Here is a 22,007-nt window from a genome sequence, read left to right as displayed (position 1 = left end):
CCCCGGACAAGCCCCAGGAAAAATCTCGAGAAGGTGGTGCCGGGCTGTCGGATCCGGCGGGGCCGTTCCGACCACCTGGCGAAAGCGCCCACGAGCGGGCGTCAGGGGTCAGGAGGAGCAGCGCCATGCGGAAGATCGTCTACGGGGTGCACCAGTCGCTCGACGGGTTCATCGAGGGGCCGAACGGCGAGTTCGACTGGCCGGAGATGGGCCCGGAGCTGTCCGCGTTCTCGCTGGAGCAGTGCGACCGGGCCGGCGCGCTCGTCTACGGCCGGCGGGTCTGGGAGTTCATGGCCGCCTACTGGCCGCAGGCGGAGTCGATCTCCGACCACCCGCACGACCTCGCGTTCGTGCCGATCTGGCGGCGGACGCCGAAGGTGGTCCTCTCGCGCACGCTCACCGAGGCCGATCACGGCGCCCAGGTGGTCGGCGGCGGGGACCTCGCCAGGGAGGTGACCGCGCTCAAGGAGCAGCCGGGCGGTGACCTGCTGCTCAACGGTGGCGCCGAGGCCGCCGCCGCGCTGACCGACCTCGGCCTGATCGACGAGTACCAGATCTTCGTGCACCCGGTGGTGCTGGGTGGCGGCAAGCCGGTCTTCGCCGCGACCGAGCGGATGAAGTTCCGCCTGGCGGAGTCGCGGACCTTCGACGGCAGGTCGGTGCTGCTGCGGTACCACCGGACCGGCTGACGCCCGGCCGCGCTGGCCCCGTCCGGGTCGCACCGGGCCTCCCCGGTCAGCCTCGGCGGCGCCCGGGCCTGCCGGTCAGCCCCGGCCCCGTCCCGGCCGAAGGGTGGCGACCGCCGTGGGCAGGCCCCGCCGGATGATGCCCGCCCAGTCGGTGTCGCCGCGCAGCACGGCCGCGGCGGTGTTGCGGGCCTGCTCGGCGGTGAAGTGCGGCGGCAGCATCAGCTCGGCCGGGTCGACCAGCGCGTTGACGACCACGGGCCGGTCCGCGCCCAGCGCCCGCTCCCAGACGCCCCGCACCTGCTCCGGCGCGTCGACCAGCTCGCCGTGCAGGCCCAGTACCTCCGCCCAGCGGTGGTAGCCGATGTCGGGCAGCTGCTGGCTGTCCGGGAACATCGGCGTGCCCTCGCTGGAGCGCTGCTCCCAGCTGACGAAGGCGAGGTCCCGGTTGTTGAGCACGAGCACCACGAAGCGGGGGTCCGACCAGCTCCGCCAGTACTTGGCCACCGTGATCAGCTCGTTGACGCCGTTCATCTGCATCGCGCCGTCGCCGATCAGGGCCACCAGCGGGCGGTCCGGGTGGGCGAACTTGGCGGCCAGCGCGTACGGCATCGCGCCGCCCATCGAGAGCAGGGTGCCGGAGAGGCTGGCCAGCATGCCGGGGCGGACCTGGAGGTGCCGGGCGTACCAGGCGGTCGTGGTGCCGCAGTCGACCGAGATCATCACGTCGTCGGGGAGCCGGTCGCTGAGGGTGGCGAAGAGCAGCTGCGGGTTGACCGGGTCGGCGGCCTGCCCGGCCAGTTCCCGCTGCGTACGGCGCCAGGCGGTGGTGGCCTTGCCGATCGTCGCCCGCCAGCGGGTCGGGCCCGGGCCCGGGCCGAGCTCGCGCAGCAGGGCCCGCAGGGTGGGGGCGGCGTCCCCGGTCAGGTTCACCTCGGTCGGGTAGCGCAGCCCCAGCTGGGTGCCGTCCCGGTCGATCTGCACCGCCCGGGCCTGCCCCTGCGGCGGGTAGAACTCCGAGTACGGCATGTTGCTGCCCACGATCAGCAGCCGGTCGCACTCGTTCATCAGCTGCCAACTGGGCCGGGTGCCGAGCAGGCCGATCGCGCCGGTCACCCACGGCTCCCGGTGGTCGACCGCGGCGAACCCGAGCAGCGCCGCCGCCACCCCCGCGCCGAGCCGGTCGGCGACCGCGCGGACCTCGTCCACCGCGCCGAGCGCGCCCTGCCCGACCAGCATGGCGACCCGCTCGCCGCCGCCCAGCACCTCGGCGGCCCGGCGCAGCTCCGCCTCCGGCGGCACCGTCGGGCCGCTGCTGGGCACGTCGCTCGTGCGGTAGTAGCCGTGGGCGTGCGGTGGCTCCGGCACGGCCGGCGCGTCCTGGATGTCGGACGGCAGCACCAGCGCGGTGACGGTACGCCGGGCCAGCGCCGTGCGGCAGGCCCGGTCGACCAGGTGGCGGACCTGGCTGGGGTGGTCGAGCTGGGCCAGGAAGGCGGCGGCGACGTCCTTGTAGAGGGCGAGCAGGTCCACCTCCTGGTAGTAGCCGCCGCCCTCGGCGGTGAGCGCGGTGTGGCCGACCAGGGCGACCACCGGCTGGTGGTCCAACTTGGCGTCGTACAGGCCGTTGAGCAGGTGGATCGCGCCGGGGCCGCTGGTCACCAGCGCGCAGCCGAGCGGCCCGCCGCCGTACTTGACGTGCGCCGACGCCGCGAACCCGGCGGTCTCCTCGTGGCGGACCTGGACGAACTGCGCCCGGTCCCGGGTGCGTTGCAGCGCCGAGGTCAGGCCGTTGATGCCGTCGCCGGGATAGCCGAAGTAGCGGCGGACTCCCCAGCCGGCCAACCGGTGCACGATGTGGTCCGCGACGGTGGCGTCGCGGGGCAGCGGACCCAGGTCGACGCGCCACCCGTCCGGCTGGTCGGTGCGGGCCGGCCCCGGCGTGCCCATGGGACGTGCGTCCACCTGACTGTCCTTCCGTCGCTCCGCCGCTCCGGCCCGCCATTCCCGTCTTTCCCGGGACAAAACGCCACGGGGTGCCCCGGCGTCGGGCGGCCCGGGGCGGCTGCGGCGCGTCCGGCAGAATCGGCGGGTGCCCATCCACCCGATCACCGACCCCGACGACGACCGGATCGCCGACTACCGCGCGCTGACCGACGTCGAGCTGCGTACCCGCTGGGAACCGCCGCACGGCCTGTTCATCGCCGAGGGCGAGCTGGTGCTGCGCCGGGCGCTGCGCGCCGGCTACCCGGCCCGTTCGTACCTGGTGGACGCCAAGCGGGTCGACCAGCTCGCCGACCTGGACACCGGCGACGCCCCGGTCTACGCCGCCACGCAGGACGTGCTGCAACGGGCCACGGGGTTCCACGTGCACCGGGGCGTGCTGGCGTCGTTCCGGCGCAAGCCGCTGCCGCCCGCCGCCGAGGTGCTGGCCGCCGCGCGGCGGGTGGTGATCCTCGAGGACGTGAACAACCACACGAACCTGGGGGCCATCTTCAGGGCGGTGGCCGCGCTGGGCGTGGACGCCGTGCTGCTCTCGCCGACCTGCGCCGACCCGCTCTACCGGCGCAGCGTCCGGGTCAGCATGGGCGAGGTCTTCGCCATCCCGTACGCGAAGCTGGAGCCCTGGCCGGACGCGCTCGGCGACGTCCGCGCGGCCGGCTTCACGGTGCTGGCGATGACCCCGGCGCCGGACGCGGTGCCGATCCAGCGGCTCGACGCGGCGCAGCGGGCCCGCGCGGCGCTGCTCATGGGGGCCGAGGGGGCCGGCCTGACCCGGGCGGCGATGGACGGCAGCGACGTCCGGGTGGTGATCCCGATGCGCCGCGGCGTCGACTCGCTCAACGTCGCCGCCGCCACCGCGGTGGCCTGCTGGGAACTGAGCCGCGACGACCCGGCCTAGTGCTCCGCTTCGGCCGCGGGGGCGTTCGTGCCCCGGTCACGAGCGGGGCGGCGACAGGCGCGGGCCGCGATAGGGCAGGGTGGCGCTGTAGACCACGTTGGTGGTGGTGCTGCCGAACCCCTTCAACGGCGACCTGACCGAGATCCGCCGGCCCGAACGCGCCTGGCAGACCCTTGCGGCCGTGGCCGCGTACCACAGATCCCAGGAGGACCGATGACCCCTGACGACGAGAGATTTCTCCGCCGTGCGGTGGAACTTGCCAGCGAGGCCGGGGCATCCGGCGAACGGCCGTTCGGCTCGTTGCTGGTCGGTGCGGACGGCACCGTCCTGATCGAGGACCACAACACCGTGGTCTCCGACTCGGACATCACCGCCCACCCGGAACTGAAGCTGGCCCGCTGGGCCGCTCGGGAACTCGCTCCCGACGTGGCCGCCGGCACCACCATGTTCACCAGTTGCCAGCCCTGCCCGATGTGCGCGACCGCGATCGACCGGTCCGGCCTCGGCCGGGTGGTGTACGCCCTGTCCGCCGAACAGTTCGAGGAGGTCAAGCCGGTCACCCCGCCGCTGCCCCCGGTGCGGTACGAGGGGCCGGCGCTGTTCGACGAGGCGCGCCAGCCGATCGACAACTATTACTAGAGCGGGACCCTTGCGGCGTTCGGGGCGTGCGGTGTGTCCCGCTGTCGCTGGTCATGTCCCTACCCTGCGTTTGCATGGCCATGCGGCCTAGTGCATAATCTTCCTTGTGTCCAAGGTTCTCACCTCCCTGCCCATCGGCGAACGTGTCGGTATCGCCTTCTCCGGCGGCCTCGACACCTCGGTCGCGGTCGCGTGGATGCGCGACAAGGGCGCCGTTCCCTGCGCCTACACCGCCGACATCGGCCAGTACGACGAGCCGGACATCGCCTCGGTGCCCGGTCGCGCGCTCAGCTACGGCGCCGAGGTCGCCCGACTGGTCGACTGCCGCGCCGCCCTGGTCGAGGAGGGCCTGGCGGCGCTGACCTGCGGGGCCTTCCACATCCGCTCGGGCGGGCGGGCGTACTTCAACACCACCCCGCTGGGCCGGGCCGTGACCGGGACCCTGCTGGTCCGGGCGATGATCTCCGACGACGTCCAGATCTGGGGCGACGGCTCGACCTTCAAGGGCAACGACATCGAGCGGTTCTACCGCTACGGCCTGCTGGCCAACCCGCAGCTGCGCATCTACAAGCCGTGGCTCGACACCGACTTCGTCACCGAACTCGGTGGGCGCAAGGAGATGTCGGAGTGGCTGCTCGAACGCGGCCTGCCGTACCGGGACAGCACCGAGAAGGCGTACTCGACCGACGCCAACATCTGGGGCGCCACGCACGAGGCGAAGACCCTCGAACACCTCGACACCGGCATCGAGACGGTCAACCCGATCATGGGAGTCCGGTTCTGGGACCCGTCCGTGGAGATCCCGACCGAGGACGTCACGATCGGCTTCGACCAGGGCCGCCCGGTGGCGATCAACGGCAAGGAGTTCGGCAGCCCCGTCGACCTGGTGCTGGAGGCCAACGCCATCGGCGGCCGGCACGGCATGGGCATGTCGGACCAGATCGAGAACCGGATCATCGAGGCCAAGAGCCGGGGCATCTACGAGGCGCCCGGCATGGCGCTGCTGCACGCCGCGTACGAGCGGCTGGTCAACGCCATCCACAACGAGGACACCCTGGCGAACTACCACAACGAGGGCCGCCGCCTCGGCCGGCTGATGTACGAGGGGCGCTGGCTGGACCCGCAGGCGCTGATGCTGCGCGAGTCGTTGCAGCGCTGGGTGGGCACGGCGGTCACCGGCGAGGTGACGTTGCGGCTGCGCCGGGGCGAGGACTACTCGATCCTCGACACCACCGGCCCGGCGTTCAGCTACCACCCCGACAAGCTGTCGATGGAGCGTACGGAGGACTCGGCGTTCGGCCCGTCGGACCGGATCGGCCAGCTCACCATGCGCAACCTGGACATCGCCGACTCGCGGGCGAAGCTGGAGCAGTACGCGACCCTCGGCATGGTCGGCGGCGCGGCCCCGCAGCGGATGGTCGGCGCCGCGCAGGCGGCCTCGACCGGGCTGATCGGCGCGATGCCACAGGGCGGCGCGGAGGCCATCGCCTCCCGGGGCGTCCCCTCCGCCGCGGACGAGGCCCTCGACCGCGCCGCGATGGAGTTCGGCGTCGACTGAGCGGCGCCCGGCACGTGAGCGTCACGCGGCCCGGAAGTCCCTCACGCCGAGGGGCTTCCGGGCCGCGTCGCTCAGGGAGCCTCGGGCCGTCTGTCGCGTCCTATCCGACCTTGAGGGCCAGCTTCCCGACATAGTGATCATCCAGGGCGCGGTGCGCATCCCCGGCCCGGGCCAGCGGGAAGGTCCGGGCGACGTGGACCTCGAAGGAGCTCGCCTCGATGATCGCGTTCAGTCGATCGGTGGCGGTGCGGCTCCGGTCCCCGTCGTAATGCGACACCGTCGCGGCCGGCGACGTCACCGGCGTGGGCAGGACACCGTTCGGCCAGGCGATCCGTCCCGACTTCCTGACCGCGCGCAGGGATCGTTCGGCAATGTCGCCCCCCACGGTGACCAGAGCCGCGTCGAGCCCGCCCGGTGCGAACTCGAACGCCGCCGCCGACACGTCGTCCCGACGACCGTCGACGGCGTCGTCGGCGCCCAGCCGCCGGGCCAGGGCGACACCGTCGTCACCGGAGGCCACGGCCAACACCCGGATGCCGCTGTGTCGCGCCAGCTGCACGGCCATGTGGCCGATGCCCCCGCTGGCCCCGAAGACCATGAGCGTCTCGCCCGGCCGCAGGCCGAGCAGGTCGAGGCCACTCAGTGCGGTCAGGGCGTCCCACGCCATCGCGCCGGCCTGTCCGGTCGGCAGCCGGTCGGGCACGTGAGCCACGAACTCCGCCTCGACGACGGCGTACTCGGCGTAGGAGCCGCCACGCGGCACCGGCATCGTCGCGGCGTAGACCCGCTCGCCCACGTCGAACCGGGTGACGTTGCGCCCGACCGCGGCCACCGTGCCGGCCGCGTCCCAGCCGAGGACGTAGGGGAAGGTCGAGGCGACGCCGAAGACGCCGTCGTATTCCCCCTCCCGCTCGCCCGCGTCCCAGGACCCGACGCCCGCGTACTCCACCCGGACGAGGACGTCGTCGTCGCCGACCTGCGGGAGCGGTATCCGACGCGACGAGAGTTCGTCGACTCCGCCGAACCGGTCAAGGACGACCGCGGTCATCTGCGGTGCCACGATCGCGTCGCCCGCCGTGCGCTCGGCTCTGCTCTCCATCGGTCCCCCTCGTTTCCTTGAGTGCATCAAGGATCAGTGGACCACAGTTACTTGAGCGAATCAACTAAATCCTCTAGGCTGGGGGACATGGCGCTGCCGAACGGACCCGTGACTCCCTCGTCCGAGGCCGAGGCAGCCCTGTTCGACCTGGTCGACGTGTACGACCGCGCCTACGAGGCGGCGGCAGCCGAGCTGTCGCTCAGCCCGGCGCAGGCATGTGTGCTCGGGCGCCTCGACGAGCGACGGGGCATGGGCGCCCTGGCCGAGGAACTCGGCTGCGATGCCTCCAACATCACCCAGATCGTCGTGCGTCTCGAAGCGCTCGGCCTCGTGACCCGCGAACCGAATCCCCGGGACCGCCGCGCACGGCTCGTCGCGAGAACCCCCCATGGAGACGAGATCAACCAGCGGTTCGCCACGGCCTTCACCTTCGCCCGTACGGCGGTGGGACGACTCTCGCCCGACGAGCAGGACCAGTTGACGGCGCTGCTGCGCAAGGCACTGGGCTGACACGCGCCTGCCCGCACCCGTCGAGCTGGATCCCACGGCTTCACCCGGGCGGGCCAAATCAAGCAAGCCGGGGCGTGCTCGGGCTTGGCGTGGTTGGACCGGCGGCACGGCGTCACGCCACCTCGGCGCACGGGGCGGCGATCAGCGTCGCAACGGCCTCTGCTGTCGCGTGGTCAACGCTGGATCGTCGTTCCCCGGGCCTCCAGGCGGGTCAGGACGTCGGGGTCGTCGAGGTGCGCCAGCGAGACGTCCAGGGTGCGTAGCGCAGGCAGCGACTCCAGCGCCGCCGCTCCCGTGCACTTCCCGGTCAGTACCAGTTCCGACAGTGCCGGGTGGCCGGTCAGCGGGGTCAGGTCCAACGGCCCAGGGCGGTAGCCGTGGCCGTCCAGGTCCAGAGACTGCAGGCCGGACAGTGCGCGAATGCCCTCCAGCGACGTCACGTTGTAGTCGTCGGACTCGCCGCCGGTGTCGATGTCCAGGGTCTGTTCGATCAGCATGTAGATGTCGCTGCCGCCGTCGAACTGCAGTTCGGTGATCGCTGCGGCCTCGGCCGGCGGCACCGTGACGGCATGTAACAGCTTCAGTGACGCCTGCAGGCGCGGGCCCGGACCTGGGTAGCCGTCCTCCGGGCCGTCGGGGCCGGTCGACTCGATGAGCGCCTTGAGGTCGTCGGCAGCGATCGCGTCGTCCAGCAGGGCGTCCAGGACGCCCAGGTGCAGGCCGAGGTCGGCGAAGATGAGGGTCATGATCCCGACCGTATCTCGTTACCGATCTGCCTCAGTACGCGGAGCGGGTCGTCGTTGGAGTTGGACAGGGCCGGCGGGGCCCGCGACCGGGTGGCCGCCCGTGCGGAATCGACGTCACTGACGGTAGCGTGTCGCCCGTGTTCCCTACCGTCCGTGAGGTCCTCGCGCTGGACCCGGTCCGTCACGGCGCTCCGCGCCTGGTCGCCGGGGACGCCGGTCTCGACCGCCCGGTGCGCTGGGTGCACGTGACCGAGGTGCCCGACATCGCCCCGCTGCTCGGCGGCGGCGAGCTGGTGCTCACCACCGGGATCGGGTTGCCCGCCGACGACGCCGGGCTGCGCGCCTTCATCGGCGACCTGGCCGACGTGGGCGTCTCCGGCCTGGTCGTCGAGCTGGGCCGCCGGTACGTCAGCGGGGTGCCCCGGGTGATGGCCGCCGCCGCCGAGCGGCGCGGCCTGCCCCTGGTCGAGCTGCGGCGGGCCACCCCGTTCGTCCGGATCACCGAGGCCGTGCACGCGCTGATCGTCGACGCCCAGCTGACCGAGCTGCGGGCGACGGAGGAGATCCACCAGCGCTTCACCGAGCTGTCGGTCGAGGGTGCCGGCCCCGGCGAGGTGGTGCGGCAGGCCGCCGACCTCTCCGGCTGCCCGGTGGTGCTGGAGAACCTCTCCCGGCAGGTGCTCGCGTACGACCCGGCGGGGGAGAGCGCCGAGCTGCTGCTGGACTGCTGGGAGCAGCACTCGCGGCGGATCCGGCCGGCGGGGCGCACCGCGTACGACGGCGACAACGGGTGGCTGGTGACCACGGTGGGCGCCCGGGGGCAGGACTGGGGGCGGCTGCTGCTGCGCTGGCCCGGCGGGGGCGACCTGGCGGCGGGCCGGCGCGTGTTCGACCCCGCCGAGGAGGGCGGTGCGCCCGTCGGCGTTGCCGCGCCGCCCGCGGTCCCGCCCACGCGGCTGACCATCCTCGTCGAGCGGGCCGCCTCGACGCTGGCCCTGGGCCGGTTGATCCGGCGCGACGCCGAGGGCCTGGAGCGGCAGGTCCACCGTACGCTGCTCACCGCCCTGCTCGACCACTCGCTGCCGGTGGACGAGGTCGCCCTGCGGGCCCGGGCGCTCGGCGTGCTGCTGGAGCGCCGGCACCTGGTCGGGGTGGTGGTCCGGCACCGGGCCGACGACCCGGCGGGGGAGGGCGGCCCGGCCCCGGACCAGGGGCAGCCGGGCGGTCCGGAGGCGGGCCCCGCCCGGCTGCGTGATCTCGCCGAGGCGGTCGGGCAGGCGTTGCGCGAGGCGAAGCTGACCGGGCTGTCCAGCGCCGTCGACGACCACGCCGTCGGCGTGCTGCTCGCCCTGCCGGAGCCGGCGGCCGAGGAGCGGTCGCTGGCCGCTTTCGCCGCCGCGCTGCACCGCACCCGCCCGGACGCCCCCGCCCGTCCGGACGGCCATGCCCGCCCGGACGGGCTCGTGCGCCCGGACGGTCATCCTCGCCCGGGCGGTTCCGCTCGCCCCGACGGCCAGGCCCGCCCGGGCGGCCCCGTCCGCGGTGACGGACCGGCCCGGTCCCACGGGCGTACGAACGGCGGGGCCCGGCCGGCAGGCGGCGGGCTGCTCATCGCGGCCGGTTCCGGCGTGCCCAGCCTGCGGGAGGCGCGCCGCTCGCTGGTCGAGGCCCGGCAGATCGCCGACGCCGCCCGGCGGGACCGGCGGGACCTGCCGGTCTTCCGGCTGCCGCACGTCGGGCTGGCGGGGCTGCTGCACCTGCTGCGCGACGAGCCCCGGTTGCAGACCTTCGTCGAGCGGGAACTCGGCGCACTGCTGACCCACGACGCGCAGCACCCACGGGAGCAGTTGCTGGGCACCCTGCGGGCGTACCTGGAGCAGGGCCGCAACAAGTCGGCGGCCGCCGGGGCGGCACACCTGTCCCGACCGGCCTTCTACGAGCGGCTGACCCGGATCCGCCGCGTCCTGGACGTGGACCTCGACTCGGTCGAGGCCTGCCTCTCCCTGCACGTCGCCCTGCTGGCCCTGGACGCCATCCGCACCCCCTGACTCCGCCGTCTCCCGCCGCCAGCCCTCCCCGCCAGCCCTCCCGCCAGCCCTCCCCGCCAGCCCACTCCGCTGTCGATCATGAGGTTGGCGGGGACGAATCGCTCGAATCGCACCGCCAACCTCATGATCGACCCTGGGATGGGGAGGGGAGGGGAGGGGAGGGGGTGGGGGTGGGGGAGGGGGTGGGGTCAGGTCAGCGCAGTTAGGGCCTTCGCGTAGGGCGGGGGGATGTGGTTCGGGCCGCCCGGGGTGAAGACGTCCGAGGTGGCCGCCGTCGACCAGGCCGTGGCCGGGACCGCGTCGACCAGGGCGCGGACCACCGGGGCGTCGCGCCACTGGTCCTGCTCGGCCAGCAGGCTCAGGGCCACCACGGACTCCTCCACCTCGCCGACGCACTCGAACGGCTTGTGCCCGTCCACGCCCAGCAGCTCCCGGTAGCCGGGGATCTGCGAGGAGTCGGCGAGCAGGTCGCCGCCGAAGATGTGGGTGATCCGCTCGCGCGACATGAACGGCGCCATGGCCAGGAAGACGAACCGGCACTTCGGGCAGTCGCGGCACCAGCGCTCGCTGGCGTCGCGCAGCTTGAACGCGGCGTTGCAGCTCGTCACCACGTCGTCGTAGCGGTCGATCTCGGCGAACGACCGGGCGATGTGCAGCTCCGACAGCGAGCGCAGCAGCGAGAAGTACGGCTCGGTCAGCCCGGCGTGCGCGGCCAGCGCGGCCCGCAGCAGCCCCTCCGCCTCCACGCCCTTGGACCACTGGTGGTTGATCTCGTGGCCGTTCCAGACCAGGTTCGGGTCCGACGCCGAGCGCTCGTTGGACATCACCACCGGGCCCAGGCCGTGCAGCACCGCCGTGGCGACGGCGATCAGCGAGTTGATCGCGGTGACCGGGATGTGGCCGTTGCGGGCCCCGGCGGCGTTCAGCTCGAACAGCACCGGGTCGATGCGCCGTCGGGCGGCGAGCGGGGCCAGCCCGGACGCCTCGTTCACCGCGACGATCACGTGGTTCGGGTTGACCGAGAAGGGCACCGGGTCGAAGCCCGCCCGGCGCAGGGCCTCCAGGCTGACGATGGAGTCCTTGCCGCCGCCGACCGCCGAGAGCGGACGCCGGTCGGAGTCGTCGTACTCCCGGGGCGGGGACACCTCGCCCGCCGGCACCTCCGGACGCAGCTCCAGCACGTGCGGCAGCTGATTGCGGTACGCGTACTCCGCGAGGCCCTTGGTGTAGACGGCGGTGATCAGCTCGGCGGCGGCCGTGCCCAGCGGCGCCGGCAGCACCAGGCGCGGCGGCGCGGCGGCCTTGTAGTAGCTGACGCCGGCGACCACGTGCAGCAGCTCCAGCACCCGGCCCAGGGTCGCCACGGTCTCGTCCGAGGGCGGCGCGTCCGGCAGGGGAAGGGTGACCACCTCGGTGAACCGCTGCTCGCCGTCGGGGCCGGTGAGGGCGTAGTCGAACAACACCTCCCCGGTGGAGAGGTCGATCGAGTAGGACGGGAAGGTGAAGGCGTCCATCCGCCGGAGCTGCTCGTTGGGCACACGCCATACTAGGCCCTGGTTCGTCCGGCCGTGTCCGGCTGCGCCGGACCTCGCCCCTGCCACGCCCGACAACACCCCCTGAGGAGAGCCCGTGCGCCTGTCTGACCTGCGCGGACGTACCGTCGCCGTCTGGGGGGCCGGCCGGGAGGGCCGGGCCGCGGTGACCGCGATCGCCGCGCACGGCCCGGCCGACCTGGTCGCCGTCGACGACAGCGCCAACTTCCTCAGCCTGCCCTGGGAGGGGCCGCTGGCCGAGGCGGCGCCGCTGGTCACCGGCGAGGAGGGCTTCGCCCGGCTGGCCGCCGCCGACGTGGTGGTCCGCTCGCCCGGCGTGCCGCAGACCCACCCGTGGCTGGTGGAGCTGCGCCGGCGCGGGGCGACCGTCACGCAGGGCACGGCGCTGTGGATGGCCGACCACGCCGCCCGCACCGTCGGCGTCACCGGCAGCAAGGGCAAGAGCACCACGTCCAGCCTGATCAGCCACCTGCTCGCCGCCGTGGACCGGCCGAACGTGTTCGGCGGCAACATCGGCGTGCCGACGCTGGACCTGCCGGAGGCGGAGCTGTACGTGCTGGAACTCTCCAGCTACCAGTGCAGCGACCTGACCGACTCGCCCCGGGTGGCGGTCGTCACCTCCCTCTTCCCCGAGCACCTCGACGCGCACGGCGGCGAGCGCGAGTACTACCGGGACAAGCTCAACCTGCTGGCGCACGGGCCGCGGACCGTGGTGGTCAACGGCGCCGACCCGAGGCTCGCCCTCGAACTGGGCGACCGCGCGGCGGTGCGCGCCGGCCTGCCGGACACCACCCACGTGGCCGGCGGCGCGGACGGCACGCCCTGGTTCCACCTCGGCGACCGGCCGCTCTTCCCGCGCGCGGTGCTGCCGCTGGTCGGCCGGCACAACGAGGGCAACCTCTGCGTCGCGCTCGCCGTGCTCGACGCGCTCGGCGTCGACGTGGTGGATCGCCGGGACACGCTGGCCGTGGCGGTCGCCGAGTTCCAGGGGCTGGCCCACCGCCTCACCGAGATCGCCGACCCGTCCGGCCTGACCTTCGTCGACGACACCCTCGCCACCAGCCCGTACGCGGCCATGCACGCCATCGACGCGTACGAGGGGCGGCCGTTGACGGTGATCGTCGGCGGCACCGACCGGGGCCTGGACTACGCGCCGCTGCGCGAGCACCTCGCGGAACGCGAGCTGACCGTGCTCGGCATCCCGGACAGCGGCCCCCGGATCGTCGAGGCGCTCGCCGGCCTGCCGAAGGTGCGTACCGAGGTGGTCGACGACCTGGTCGACGCCGTCCGGCTGGCCCGCGAGGTGACCCCGGCCGACGGGGTGGTGCTGCTCTCCCCGGCGGCGCCGAGCTACGGGCGGTTCCGCAACTTCGAGCACCGCTCCGAGGTCTTCGCCCAGGCGGTACGCGACACCGCCGGCTGACTCAGCCCCGGTCGGCGGGCGTCGGGTGCGTCGTGCCCAGGCCCGGCAGCAGCTCGTCGTCGTCCGCGTCGTCGTCCGGGTCCCCGGCCTGCGTGGCCGGTGCTCCGGCCTGCGTGGCCGGGTCCCCGGTCTGCGGGGCCGGCGCTCCGGGCGCCCCGGCCGGTGGGCGCCGCTTGTCGGGCGTCCAGGCGAAGGCTAGTGCCCCGCCGACGAGGGCCAGCAGCATCCCGACCAGGAAGCCGCCCAGGTTCGAGGTCAGCCAGGAGACCAGCCCGAGCAGCAGCGAGAGCACGGCGTAGAAGACCCGCTGCTGCGGAGTGGCGACCAGCAGCACTCCGCAGAGCACCAGGACGGCCGGCACCAGGTAGGCGGCCAGCCCCTGCGGCCCGACGTGCAGCAGCACCCCGAGCGGCGCGCGCAGGGTCACGAGCATCTCCGTGCCGCCGAGCGCGATCAGCACCCCGGCGGTGAACGGGCGGCCCCGCCGCCAGCGGCGCCAACGCCCGCCGGGTCGGCGGGCGGCTGGCACCGGAGGGTGTCCCGCGGCGGTCACGTCAGCATCCGTCGGGGGTGAACGCCATGCGCAGGTCGGGCAGGTTGAAGACGGCCGCCGTGGTGGCGTAGTTGTTCTGCCGCAGGTTGGTGATGACCACCGTGTCCGACTGCTGGGCGAAGACGCCGGGGTTGCCCTTCACCCCGGGCACCTGGTCGAGGGTGCTGGCGTCCTGCCCGACGTTGATGTTCTTGAACGAGGCGTTGCCGGCGACCTCGTCGCCGTCGACGACCAGGGTGCGGGCGGTGACCGGTGTGCCCTTGCCGCCGGCGGTGATCTTCAGGTGGACGCCGCCCAGGTTGATGCTCTGGCAGAGGTTCGTCAGCTCGGCCTTGTCGATGGCCGACACCATCACCAGGACCTGCCCGCCGGTGTCGCCCTGGTTGGGGCTGTCCGGAATCATCTGGTCGATGGTGGCGAACTGCTCGAACCCGGTGCCGGTGAGCTTGTCGGCGGTGACGGTGAACGGCATGCCGGAGATGGCGAACTGCGCGCCCAGCACACCCTGGGCGGTCAGCACGACCATGCCGGCGGCGCCCGCCACGACGGTGCCCAGCGTGACGGCGAACCGGCGCCAGCGCACGCCGCTGCGCGGCGGATCGGGTTCGATCGGTGCGAGCTGCTCCGACATGGCGGCTCCCTTTCGAAGATCGATTGATCGGCGACAATGGGAAATCGGCTCAAGGGTCTGCGCAGGCTGAAGTTACCGCCGAGTAAATGCCGGGTCAACGGCCGGTGAGGGCTGGTTGAGGCGGTATCTGCCAAATGCGGCCAAAGTGAAAAACCGCTGCGGTTTCCGACCGCGCGGGCTCGGCTGCCCGGCCGGGAGGCCGGGTCGCCGTCAGGACAGGGTGGCCGCCTCGCCGGCCGGCGCGCACGGCGCGGTCGTGCCCGGGCCGTCGGCCGGGCGTGCCAGCCGCGTCGCCCGGGCCGCGTCGTCGGTGCCGAGGAAGGGCGCGGTGGCCGCGTAGGTGAGCACCGGCAGCAGTTGGGGCAGCTCCGTCGCCCGGCCCTGGGCCACCCGGCTGCGTACGGTGGCGTGGATCCCGCCGACCACGGTGGACACCAGGGCGTCCCGGTCCACGTCCACCGTCGGGCCGGGGCCGGCGTCGGCGAAGAACCGGCGGAAGCTGCCGAGCAGGGCGTCGCGCTCCCGGCGGGCGTCCGGGCCGGCCGCGTCCACCTCGACGAGCGCCATCCGGGCGAAGGCCGGCACGCTCGCCAGCACCTCCAGCAGGGTGCGCAGGGCGGCGCGGGCGGCGTCCGACCACGCCGGCCCGGCCTCCCGGTAGGCGCTCTCCATGAGCTGCGAAAGCACGGTGACGCCGTGCCGGTACGCGGCGAGGAAGGCGTCCTCCTTGCCGCTGAAGAGGGCGTAGAAGGCCGGTCGGGTCACCCCGGCGGCGTGGCAGATGTCGGTGACCCGGGCGTTGTCGTAGCCCTTCGTCGCCACCTCCCGCACGAGCCCGTCGAAGAGGCGGTCGCGCTGGGTGGCGGCCACCGCCTCGGCGGAGAGCCGGCGCGGGCCACGTTTGATCGCGCGGTCGGGGTCGCGACCCGGGCGGGCGCCCGGCAGGGGCGCCGGATGCGGGCGGCGCTGCGTGGTCAACGTGCCTGCCTCTCCATTCATTGACTTTACGACCCTCCGGGGTTTATAACTTGCTGCACGCTCAGTTGGGATCCCGTCACCACGGGTGATCTTCCGGATGGTCACCCGTCGGCTCATCGAAGGAGGGCTCGATGGGTGCCATTATCGCGGAACAGGAGCGCCCTCCCAAGGCCGGAAAGACACAGGTGACGCCGCTGCGCCGCGGCGCGCCACGCCGGCCTGCCCGCTGACGTCGCCGCACCACCGCCACCGCCGCCCGGCCCCGACGGCCGCCCGGCAACCCCACCGCCGTCCATGACGCGACGGCCCCGGTCGCCACGTGGGCACCCCCCCGCCCACGCGAGTCGACCTCCCCCGTCCCCCGAAAGGAAGAACCATGCTCAGGTACGGACGAATCGGCGTGGGTCTCACCACCCTCGCGCTGCTGACCGGCCTCGCCGCCGCCCCGGGCTCCGCCGCCGCTCCGGGCTCCGCCACCCCGGCACCGTTCGCCAACAACGTGCTGACCTACCCGACGCCGGGCGGCACCGCCGTCGCCGTCAACGACGTGATCCGGGCCAGCCTCAGGACCGGCACCAACGCCACCTTCTACTCCTCCGCCTCGGGCACCACCGGCGTGAAGTGCGCCGCGTCCAGCTTCAGCGCCAAGGTGCTGAGCAACCCGGCCGCCCCGGGCACCGCCACCGAGAGCCTGACCGCCCAGTCCTTCACCAACTGCACCACCAACGTCATCGGCACCACCGGGGTGCAGAGCGTGACCGTGCAGAACCTGCCGTACGCCACCTCGGTGACCAGCGCCGGCGTGGTCAAGATCAGCGGCACGGCGACGGCGCCGATCCAGAGCACCGTCGTGCTGAACTCGCTGCTCGGCGCGATCACCTGCGTCTACCGGACCGGCACCAACAGCCTGACCGGCACGGCGACCAACGCCAACAACTCGATCACCTTCACCAACCAGACGCTGACGAAGTTCTCCGGCCCCAGCCTCTGCTTCGGCACGGCGTACTTCTCCGCGACGTACTCGCCCGTGCAGGACGCCAGCAAGGGCAACGCCCCCGTCTACGTCAACTGATCGCGGTCCGCGGGGCCGGCGCGCGGCGATCCGTCGTGCGTCGGCCCCCGGCCGTGCGCCGGTCAGCGGTCGCCCAGCGCCGTGTGCAGGGCCCGCACGGACCGGATGGCCGAGCGGATCTCCTGGAGGTAGCGCCCCGGGGTGAGCGCCGGTTCGGGCAGCCCGGCCAGGTCGGGCAGGGCCGGGTCGACGCCGACGGTCTCGATCGCGCAGCCGTACGGCACGGCGAGGGTACGCAGCGCGTCGCAGTGCTGGAACGGCACGTAGATCGGCGCGGTCACCATCAGCACCGTGTCGCCCGCGCGCAGGCGGACGTGCTCGGCCCAGAACCGCTGGGTGTCGGCGGTGTGCGCGCGCCGCCGCGCGGGATCGCCGGACGGGGCGGCCAACACACGCACCGGCGGGCCACCCGCGGGCCGGTACGTGCGCGACGACCAGGAGCGGTGCGGGTGGTCGGCGTCGTTGCCGTCCTCCTCGGCCGGGACGGCCACCGCGAACTCCCGCCGCACCGCCGCGTCCAGAGCCGCCACCTCGGTGTCGCAGGGCGGGACGCCGGCCACCTCCAGGGCCCGGCGCTCCGCGTCCGACAGCGGGCGGAAGCTGCCCAGCACCGCCACCTCGCCGCCGACCCGGGTGCCGCCGCGCAGCAGGTGCGCCGCGTACGCGACCCGCCGCTGGCAGGCGTGCGCCAACCCGCCGAGCACGACCAGGTGGGCGTACCGCGAGCGGGCCGGCGCCGCCGGACGCACCATGCCGAGCGCGGCGGCGGTGGCGAGCACCAGCCGCGCGGTGGCCGCGTCGACGGCCGGTTCCCGGGCGTCCGGCCGCTCCCGGCCACCCCGGAAGTCCCAGTGCCGGGCGGAGAAGTCGTCGAGGCCGGCCAGCACGCCCGCCACGTCCCCGTCCGGCCACGTGCCGCCGAAGTGCCCGACGAGGTCGCGCAGCGGCCCCGAGCCCACCCAGGCCCGTACGCCGGCGGCGATCGCCTCGACGCTCGTGCCCGCCGCGCCGGCCGGCAGCGCCGACGCCCCACGCGGCGCTTCCTCACCGGTCCGCACCGCCGGATCGTACCGGCGGCAGGGTGCCCGGGCGGCGCGCGACCGGGCCGGCGACGAACGATCGGGCCCGGGCCGGGCGACGGTGTGGGGCGGCCCCGGTGCGCGCTCCACCCACCGACCCTTGTCCCCGCCGCCGGCTGGTGGCAGCGTGCGGTTACCGCGAACGCCGCTGAGAGGGTGCGACGATGACCACCGACGATCTGCTGGCCCGGCACCGGGCCGTGCTCCCGTCCTGGATGCCGCTCTACTACGACGAGCCGATCGAGCTGGTCTCCGGCTCCGGCCGCCGGGTCACCGACGCCCGGGGCCGCAGCTACCTCGACTTCTTCGGTGGCGTGCTGACCAACATGATCGGCTACGACGTCCCGGAGATCCGGGAGGCCGTCGAGCGGCAGCTGCGCACCGGCATCGTGCACAGCTCCACCCTCTACCTGATCCGGCAGCAGGTCGAGCTGGCCGAGAAGGTCGCCCGGCTCTCCGGCATCCCCGACGCGCGGGTCTTCTTCACCAACTCCGGCACCGAGGCGAACGAGGCGGCGCTGCTGGTCGCCACCAACCACCGCCGCTCGCACCAGATCCTCGCCGTGCGCAACAGCTACCACGGCCGGTCGTACGCGGCGATGGGCGTGACCGGCAACCGGGGCTGGTCGGCCAGCGCCCTCAACCCGCTCCAGGTGGCCTGGCTGCACTCCGGCGAGCGGCTGCGCGGCCTGCTGGCCCGCCTCGGCGAGGCCGAGCGGGTCGAGGCGGCCGTGGAGGACCTGCACGAGGTGCTCGCCACCCAGACCGCCGGCGACGTGGCCTGCCTGATCGCCGAGCCGATCCAGGGCGTGGGCGGCTTCGTGCACCCGCCGGACGGGCTCTTCGCGGCCTTGAAGAAGGTCCTCGACTCCCACGGCATCCTGTTCGTCTGCGACGAGGTGCAGACCGGCTGGGGGCGCACCGGGGAGCACTTCTGGGGCTACCAGGCGCACGGCGTGACCCCGGACCTGCTCACCTTCGCCAAGGGCATCGGCAACGGCTTCGCCCTGGCCGGCGTGGTCGGCCGCGCGGACGTGCTGGAGTCGGTGCCGGGCATCAGCTTCTCCACCTTCGGCGGCAACCCGGTCTCGACGGCGGCCGGCAACGCCGTGCTCGACTATCTGCTCGACCACGACCTCCAGGCCAACGCGGCCCGCACCGGCGCGATCCTCGCCGACGGGCTGCGCGCCGCCGTGGGCGGTCTCGACGGCGTCGCGGAGGTACGCGGCAAGGGGCTGATGCTCGGCGTCGAGTTCGTCCGGCCGGGCACCGCCGAGCCGGACCCGGCGCTGACCGGTCGGGTCTTCGAGGCGTGCCGGGCCGGTGGGCTGCTCACCGGCAAGGGCGGCCTGTACGGCAACGTGCTGCGGATGGGCCCGCCCCTGACGCTGACCGAGGACGAGGCCCGCGAGGGCCTGGCCATCCTGGTTGACGCGATCCGCTCCTGCGTGGCGGCGGAGGTGGCGGCGTGAGCGCGGCGGAGCAGGGCGTGGACGTGATCGGCCACTTCGTCGACGGCAAGCCGTTCAGCGGCTCGTCCGGGCGGCACGGGGACGTCTTCGACCCGGCGACCGGTCGGCGTACGGCCCGGGTGGAGCTGGCCTCGGCGGCGGACGTCGCGGTCGTGGTGGAGGCCGCCGGGCGCGCGGTCCGGTCCTGGCGGGACGCGTCCCTGGCGAGGCGGACGGCCGTGCTGTTCGCCTTCCGGGAGCTGGTGCACGCGCGGCGGGACCGGCTTGCCGGGGTGATCACCGCCGAGCACGGCAAGGTGCTCGCCGACGCCGCCGGCGAGGTGCAGCGCGGCCTGGAGATCATCGAGTACGCCTGCGGCATCCCCTCCGCGCTGCGCGGCGGGTTCAGCGAGAACGTCTCCACCGAGGTCGACTCGTACAGCCTGCGGCAGCCGCTCGGCGTCGTCGCGGTGATCTCCCCGTTCAACTTCCCGGCGATGGTGCCGCTGTGGTTCCTGCCGATCGCGGTGGCCTGCGGCAACGCGGTGGTGCTCAAGCCGAGCGAGAAGGACCCGAGCGCGGCGCTGCTGCTGGCCGAGTGGTTCGCCGAGGCGGGCCTGCCCGACGGGGTGCTCAACGTCGTCAACGGCGACGCCGAGGCCGTGGACGCGCTGCTGGACCACCCGGGCGTGAAGGCGGTGTCGTTCGTCGGCTCGACCCCGGTCGCCCGGCAGGTCCACCAGCGCGGCACCGCCGCCGGCAAGCGGGTGCAGGCGTTGGGCGGGGCGAAGAACCACATGGTGGTGCTCCCCGACGCCGACCTGGACCTGGCGGCCGACGCGGCGGTCAACGCGGGGTTCGGCTCGGCGGGGGAGCGGTGCATGGCGATCTCGGCCCTGGTCGCCGTGGAGCCGGTCGCCGACGCCCTGGTCGCCCGGATCGCCGAGCGGATGGGCCGGCTGCGCACCGGCGACGGCCGACGCGGCTGCGACATGGGCCCGCTGGTCACCGCCGCGCACGCCGCCCGGGTGCGCGCGTACGTCGAGGCGGGGGTGGCCGCCGGCGCGGTGCCGGTGGTGGACGGCCGGAACGTCGAGCCGGACGGGGACGCGAACGGGTTCTGGCTGGGCCCGACGCTGTTCGACCGCGTCACCCCGGACATGTCGATCTACACCGACGAGATCTTCGGCCCGGTGCTCGGCGTGCTGCGGGTCGGCTCGTACGACGAGGCGGTGGAGCTGGTCAACGCCAACCCGTACGGCAACGGCACGGCGATCTTCACCAACGACGGAGGCGCGGCCCGGCGCTACCAGCACGAGGTGGAGGTGGGCATGATCGGCGTCAACGTGCCGATCCCGGTGCCGATGGCGTACTACTCCTTCGGCGGCTGGAAGGCCTCGCTCTTCGGCGACCTGCACGCGCACGGCGAGGACGGGGTGCGCTTCTTCACCCGGGGCAAGGTGGTCACCAGCCGCTGGTTGGACCCCCGGCACGGCGGGGTCAACCTCGGCTTCCCCACCCAGACCTGAGCAGGCGCAGGGTGCCGGCCCCGGCCAGGTACGCCACCAGCGCCGCCGCCGGCAGCCCCAGCGGCTCGGGCGCCGCCCTCGGCGTCTGGGCGTTGACCACCAGGGCGTACACCACGGCGGCGAAACCGGCGGCGGTGAGCGCGCTGCGCACGGTGGCCCGCCACCCGCCGCCGGCGGGCGCGCGGCCCGACGCGGCCCCGCCGCCGGCCGGCCGACCCTGCCCGGTGTGGCCGGCGCGGCCGGTGCGGGCCTCGACGGGGCCGAAGACGGCGACCAGGGCGGCCAGCACCACGGTCAGCATCAGCACCCACGGCACCCGCCAGGCCAGCCAGGCTGCCGACCCCGCGGGCGGGGTCGGCAGCCTCCCGGCCGCGTCCAGCGCGCCGACCAGCAGGATCGCGGCGGTGAGGTGCCAGAGGAAGACGGTGAGCACGACGGCGTTCACCGCGATCACCGCCTGCCACGGGCGGGGCCGGCGCAGCCAGCGCTCCGCCGGGTCGCGCAGCAGCAGGATCAGCCCGAACTGGGCGGTGGTCAGCGTCAGCAGGGCCAGGCTGGGCGGGGCGGCGTTGTCCAGCCGCTCGCCCGGGACGTTGAGCATGCTCACCGGGTACGGTCCGACGGTGGTCAGTAGCACCGTCGCGGCCAGGCCGCCCAGCAGCGCCGCCGCGCCCGCGCGCCGCGACAGCGGGAGCCGACGTTCGCGTGGCCGGTCGCGCGCGGACGCGGGGCGCGGCGGATGCCCGCCCGCCGCGTCCGGGTGGGTGTCGTGACGCCCGGCGTCGGCGTCGCGCCAGGCGATGCCGAGCTGGTGCACGGCCAGCCAGCCGAGGACGTAGTTCGGCAGCGCCAGCTCCGCCGGGCCCAGCGCCCGCCCCACGTCGCCGGCGACGACCAGCGCGGCCAGCGCCGCCGGCACGAACAGGCCGAGGCGCCGGTGCAGGGCGAGCATCGCCGGGGTCAGCGGCACCACGATCAGGTAGGCGGCGAGAAACCAGAGCGGGATCGTGGCGAACCAGGCGACCGTACGCACCAGCGTCGCCCCGACGCCGACGAGGGACGCGAGCGCGGCGCCGCCGGCGATCACCAGCAGCAGCGCGGTCGTCGGGCGCAGCAGCCGGGCGCCCCGGTCCAGCAGCCACGCGGTGGCGTCGACGCCGGCGGCCCGGCGGGCGGCCAGCGAGGCGGCGTTGGCGTACCCGCCGACCAGGAAGAAGACCGGCATGACCTGGGCGACCCAGGTGAGCGGGTACGCCCACGGCAGGTCGGGCAGCGCCGAGCGTCCCGTCGGCCGGCCGGCGGCGTCCTCGCCGATCGCGGCGACCGCCCAGTGGCCGAGAACGACCATGCCGATCGCGAGCGCCCGGAGCAGGTCGACGTATCGTTGCCGACCAGCGGGGGTGCGCGCGGCGAGTTGCCGCAGGCGGCGCATGGCCCCGAGGGTACGTCAGGCGTGGACTGGCCGCTGCTGATAACGGTTCGGTCCCCGGGGGTTGAAGTCCGCGCCCTCCTGCCGTAGAAATTCTTCAGCAACATTCTGCGAACTGAAG

At 74.0% G+C, this 22,007-nt stretch carries 19 protein-coding genes; 10 read left to right on the top strand and 9 right to left on the bottom strand.

All coding sequences use genetic code 11. The features are described 5' to 3' along the window. The first annotated feature begins 125 nt into the window (after positions 1 to 125). The gene (locus tag ACN27A_RS09595) at positions 126 to 689 is read left to right on the top strand and encodes a dihydrofolate reductase family protein (protein WP_421451621.1); all 564 of its coding nucleotides are present in this window, start codon (positions 126 to 128) and stop codon (positions 687 to 689) included. Positions 690 to 764: 75 nt separating this feature from the next. On the opposite strand, the gene ACN27A_RS09590 is transcribed toward ACN27A_RS09595, so the two are convergent. Then, complete coding sequence (locus tag ACN27A_RS09590; RefSeq protein WP_421458418.1) at positions 765 to 2,636, bottom strand: thiamine pyrophosphate-requiring protein; 1,872 nt, start codon at positions 2,634 to 2,636, stop codon at positions 765 to 767. Positions 2,637 to 2,751: 115 nt separating this feature from the next. Between ACN27A_RS09590 and ACN27A_RS09585 the strand changes: the two genes are divergently transcribed. The 3 genes from ACN27A_RS09585 to argG all read left to right on the top strand — a co-directional run bounded on the left by ACN27A_RS09585 (position 2,752) and on the right by argG (position 5,785). Then, on the top strand, positions 2,752 to 3,588 hold the full coding sequence (locus ACN27A_RS09585; protein WP_421458417.1) for a TrmH family RNA methyltransferase: 837 nt from the start codon (positions 2,752 to 2,754) through the stop codon (positions 3,586 to 3,588). A gap of 213 nt (positions 3,589 to 3,801) precedes the next feature. After that, the gene (locus ACN27A_RS09580) at positions 3,802 to 4,227 is read left to right on the top strand and encodes a nucleoside deaminase (protein ID WP_151455753.1); all 426 of its coding nucleotides are present in this window, start codon (positions 3,802 to 3,804) and stop codon (positions 4,225 to 4,227) included. Positions 4,228 to 4,333: 106 nt separating this feature from the next. Then, a complete protein-coding gene (gene argG, locus ACN27A_RS09575) occupies positions 4,334 to 5,785 on the top strand; it encodes an argininosuccinate synthase (protein ID WP_421451618.1) in 1,452 nt (483 codons plus the stop codon). Between the two features lie 100 nt (positions 5,786 to 5,885). Here argG and ACN27A_RS09570 read toward each other — a convergent pair whose 3' ends face one another. Further along, positions 5,886 to 6,884 (bottom strand): quinone oxidoreductase family protein, encoded by a 999-nt coding sequence (locus ACN27A_RS09570; RefSeq protein WP_421451615.1) that lies wholly within the window; start codon positions 6,882 to 6,884, stop codon positions 5,886 to 5,888. An 87-nt stretch (positions 6,885 to 6,971) separates the two neighbouring features. On the opposite strand from ACN27A_RS09570, the gene ACN27A_RS09565 reads away from it, so the two are divergent. After that, complete coding sequence (locus tag ACN27A_RS09565; protein WP_421451612.1) at positions 6,972 to 7,394, top strand: MarR family winged helix-turn-helix transcriptional regulator; 423 nt, start codon at positions 6,972 to 6,974, stop codon at positions 7,392 to 7,394. 173 nt (positions 7,395 to 7,567) lie between these two features. On the opposite strand, the gene ACN27A_RS09560 is transcribed toward ACN27A_RS09565, so the two are convergent. After that, positions 7,568 to 8,140 (bottom strand): DUF6892 domain-containing protein, encoded by a 573-nt coding sequence (locus tag ACN27A_RS09560; protein ID WP_421451610.1) that lies wholly within the window; start codon positions 8,138 to 8,140, stop codon positions 7,568 to 7,570. A gap of 107 nt (positions 8,141 to 8,247) precedes the next feature. Between ACN27A_RS09560 and ACN27A_RS09555 the strand changes: the two genes are divergently transcribed. Continuing rightward, positions 8,248 to 10,188: a PucR family transcriptional regulator gene (locus ACN27A_RS09555; protein WP_421458416.1), complete on the top strand. Its 1,941-nt coding sequence runs from the start codon at positions 8,248 to 8,250 to the stop codon at positions 10,186 to 10,188. Positions 10,189 to 10,376: 188 nt separating this feature from the next. Here the strand turns inward: ACN27A_RS09555 and ACN27A_RS09550 are convergent, their stop codons facing one another. Beyond that, positions 10,377 to 11,726 carry a hypothetical protein gene (locus tag ACN27A_RS09550; protein ID WP_421451607.1) on the bottom strand — a complete coding sequence of 450 codons (1,350 nt, stop codon included), beginning with the start codon at positions 11,724 to 11,726 and terminating at the stop codon, positions 10,377 to 10,379. A 91-nt stretch (positions 11,727 to 11,817) separates the two neighbouring features. Here ACN27A_RS09550 and murD point away from each other — a divergent pair, with 91 nt between their 5' ends. Further along, entirely contained in the window at positions 11,818 to 13,164 is a 1,347-nt protein-coding gene (gene murD / locus ACN27A_RS09545) for a UDP-N-acetylmuramoyl-L-alanine--D-glutamate ligase (RefSeq protein WP_421451605.1), read from the top strand. A gap of 1 nt (position 13,165) precedes the next feature. Here the strand turns inward: murD and ACN27A_RS09540 are convergent, their stop codons facing one another. The 3 genes from ACN27A_RS09540 to ACN27A_RS09530 form a co-directional block, all read right to left on the bottom strand. Then, complete coding sequence (locus ACN27A_RS09540) at positions 13,166 to 13,717, bottom strand: DUF6114 domain-containing protein (RefSeq protein WP_421451603.1); 552 nt, start codon at positions 13,715 to 13,717, stop codon at positions 13,166 to 13,168. Between the two features lies 1 nt (position 13,718). Beyond that, complete coding sequence (locus tag ACN27A_RS09535; protein WP_421451601.1) at positions 13,719 to 14,348, bottom strand: DUF6230 family protein; 630 nt, start codon at positions 14,346 to 14,348, stop codon at positions 13,719 to 13,721. A 210-nt stretch (positions 14,349 to 14,558) separates the two neighbouring features. Then, a complete protein-coding gene (locus ACN27A_RS09530; protein ID WP_421451599.1) occupies positions 14,559 to 15,326 on the bottom strand; it encodes a TetR/AcrR family transcriptional regulator in 768 nt (255 codons plus the stop codon). Positions 15,327 to 15,702: 376 nt separating this feature from the next. Between ACN27A_RS09530 and ACN27A_RS09525 the strand changes: the two genes are divergently transcribed. Further along, positions 15,703 to 16,398 (top strand): Tat pathway signal sequence domain protein, encoded by a 696-nt coding sequence (locus ACN27A_RS09525; protein WP_421451598.1) that lies wholly within the window; start codon positions 15,703 to 15,705, stop codon positions 16,396 to 16,398. A 62-nt stretch (positions 16,399 to 16,460) separates the two neighbouring features. Here ACN27A_RS09525 and ACN27A_RS09520 read toward each other — a convergent pair whose 3' ends face one another. Then, a complete protein-coding gene (locus ACN27A_RS09520; protein WP_421451595.1) occupies positions 16,461 to 17,456 on the bottom strand; it encodes a hypothetical protein in 996 nt (331 codons plus the stop codon). A 185-nt stretch (positions 17,457 to 17,641) separates the two neighbouring features. Between ACN27A_RS09520 and ACN27A_RS09515 the strand changes: the two genes are divergently transcribed. After that, the gene (locus ACN27A_RS09515; protein ID WP_421451592.1) at positions 17,642 to 18,949 is read left to right on the top strand and encodes an aspartate aminotransferase family protein; all 1,308 of its coding nucleotides are present in this window, start codon (positions 17,642 to 17,644) and stop codon (positions 18,947 to 18,949) included. A 17-nt stretch (positions 18,950 to 18,966) separates the two neighbouring features. After that, positions 18,967 to 20,457: a CoA-acylating methylmalonate-semialdehyde dehydrogenase gene (locus ACN27A_RS09510; protein WP_421458415.1), complete on the top strand. Its 1,491-nt coding sequence runs from the start codon at positions 18,967 to 18,969 to the stop codon at positions 20,455 to 20,457. Here ACN27A_RS09510 and ACN27A_RS09505 read toward each other — a convergent pair. Then, positions 20,429 to 21,889 (bottom strand): acyltransferase family protein, encoded by a 1,461-nt coding sequence (locus ACN27A_RS09505; protein WP_421451589.1) that lies wholly within the window; start codon positions 21,887 to 21,889, stop codon positions 20,429 to 20,431. The two genes, ACN27A_RS09510 and ACN27A_RS09505, sit on opposite strands and share 29 nt — an antisense overlap. Positions 21,890 to 22,007 lie beyond the last annotated feature (118 nt).

It is taken from the genome of Micromonospora sp. WMMD737 (assembly GCF_049179055.1).
Lineage (GTDB): Bacteria > Actinomycetota > Actinomycetes > Mycobacteriales > Micromonosporaceae > Micromonospora > Micromonospora reichwaldensis.
The sequence above is the reverse complement of the archived record's forward strand: the minus strand, read 5'-3'. Positions and strand labels throughout refer to the sequence as shown.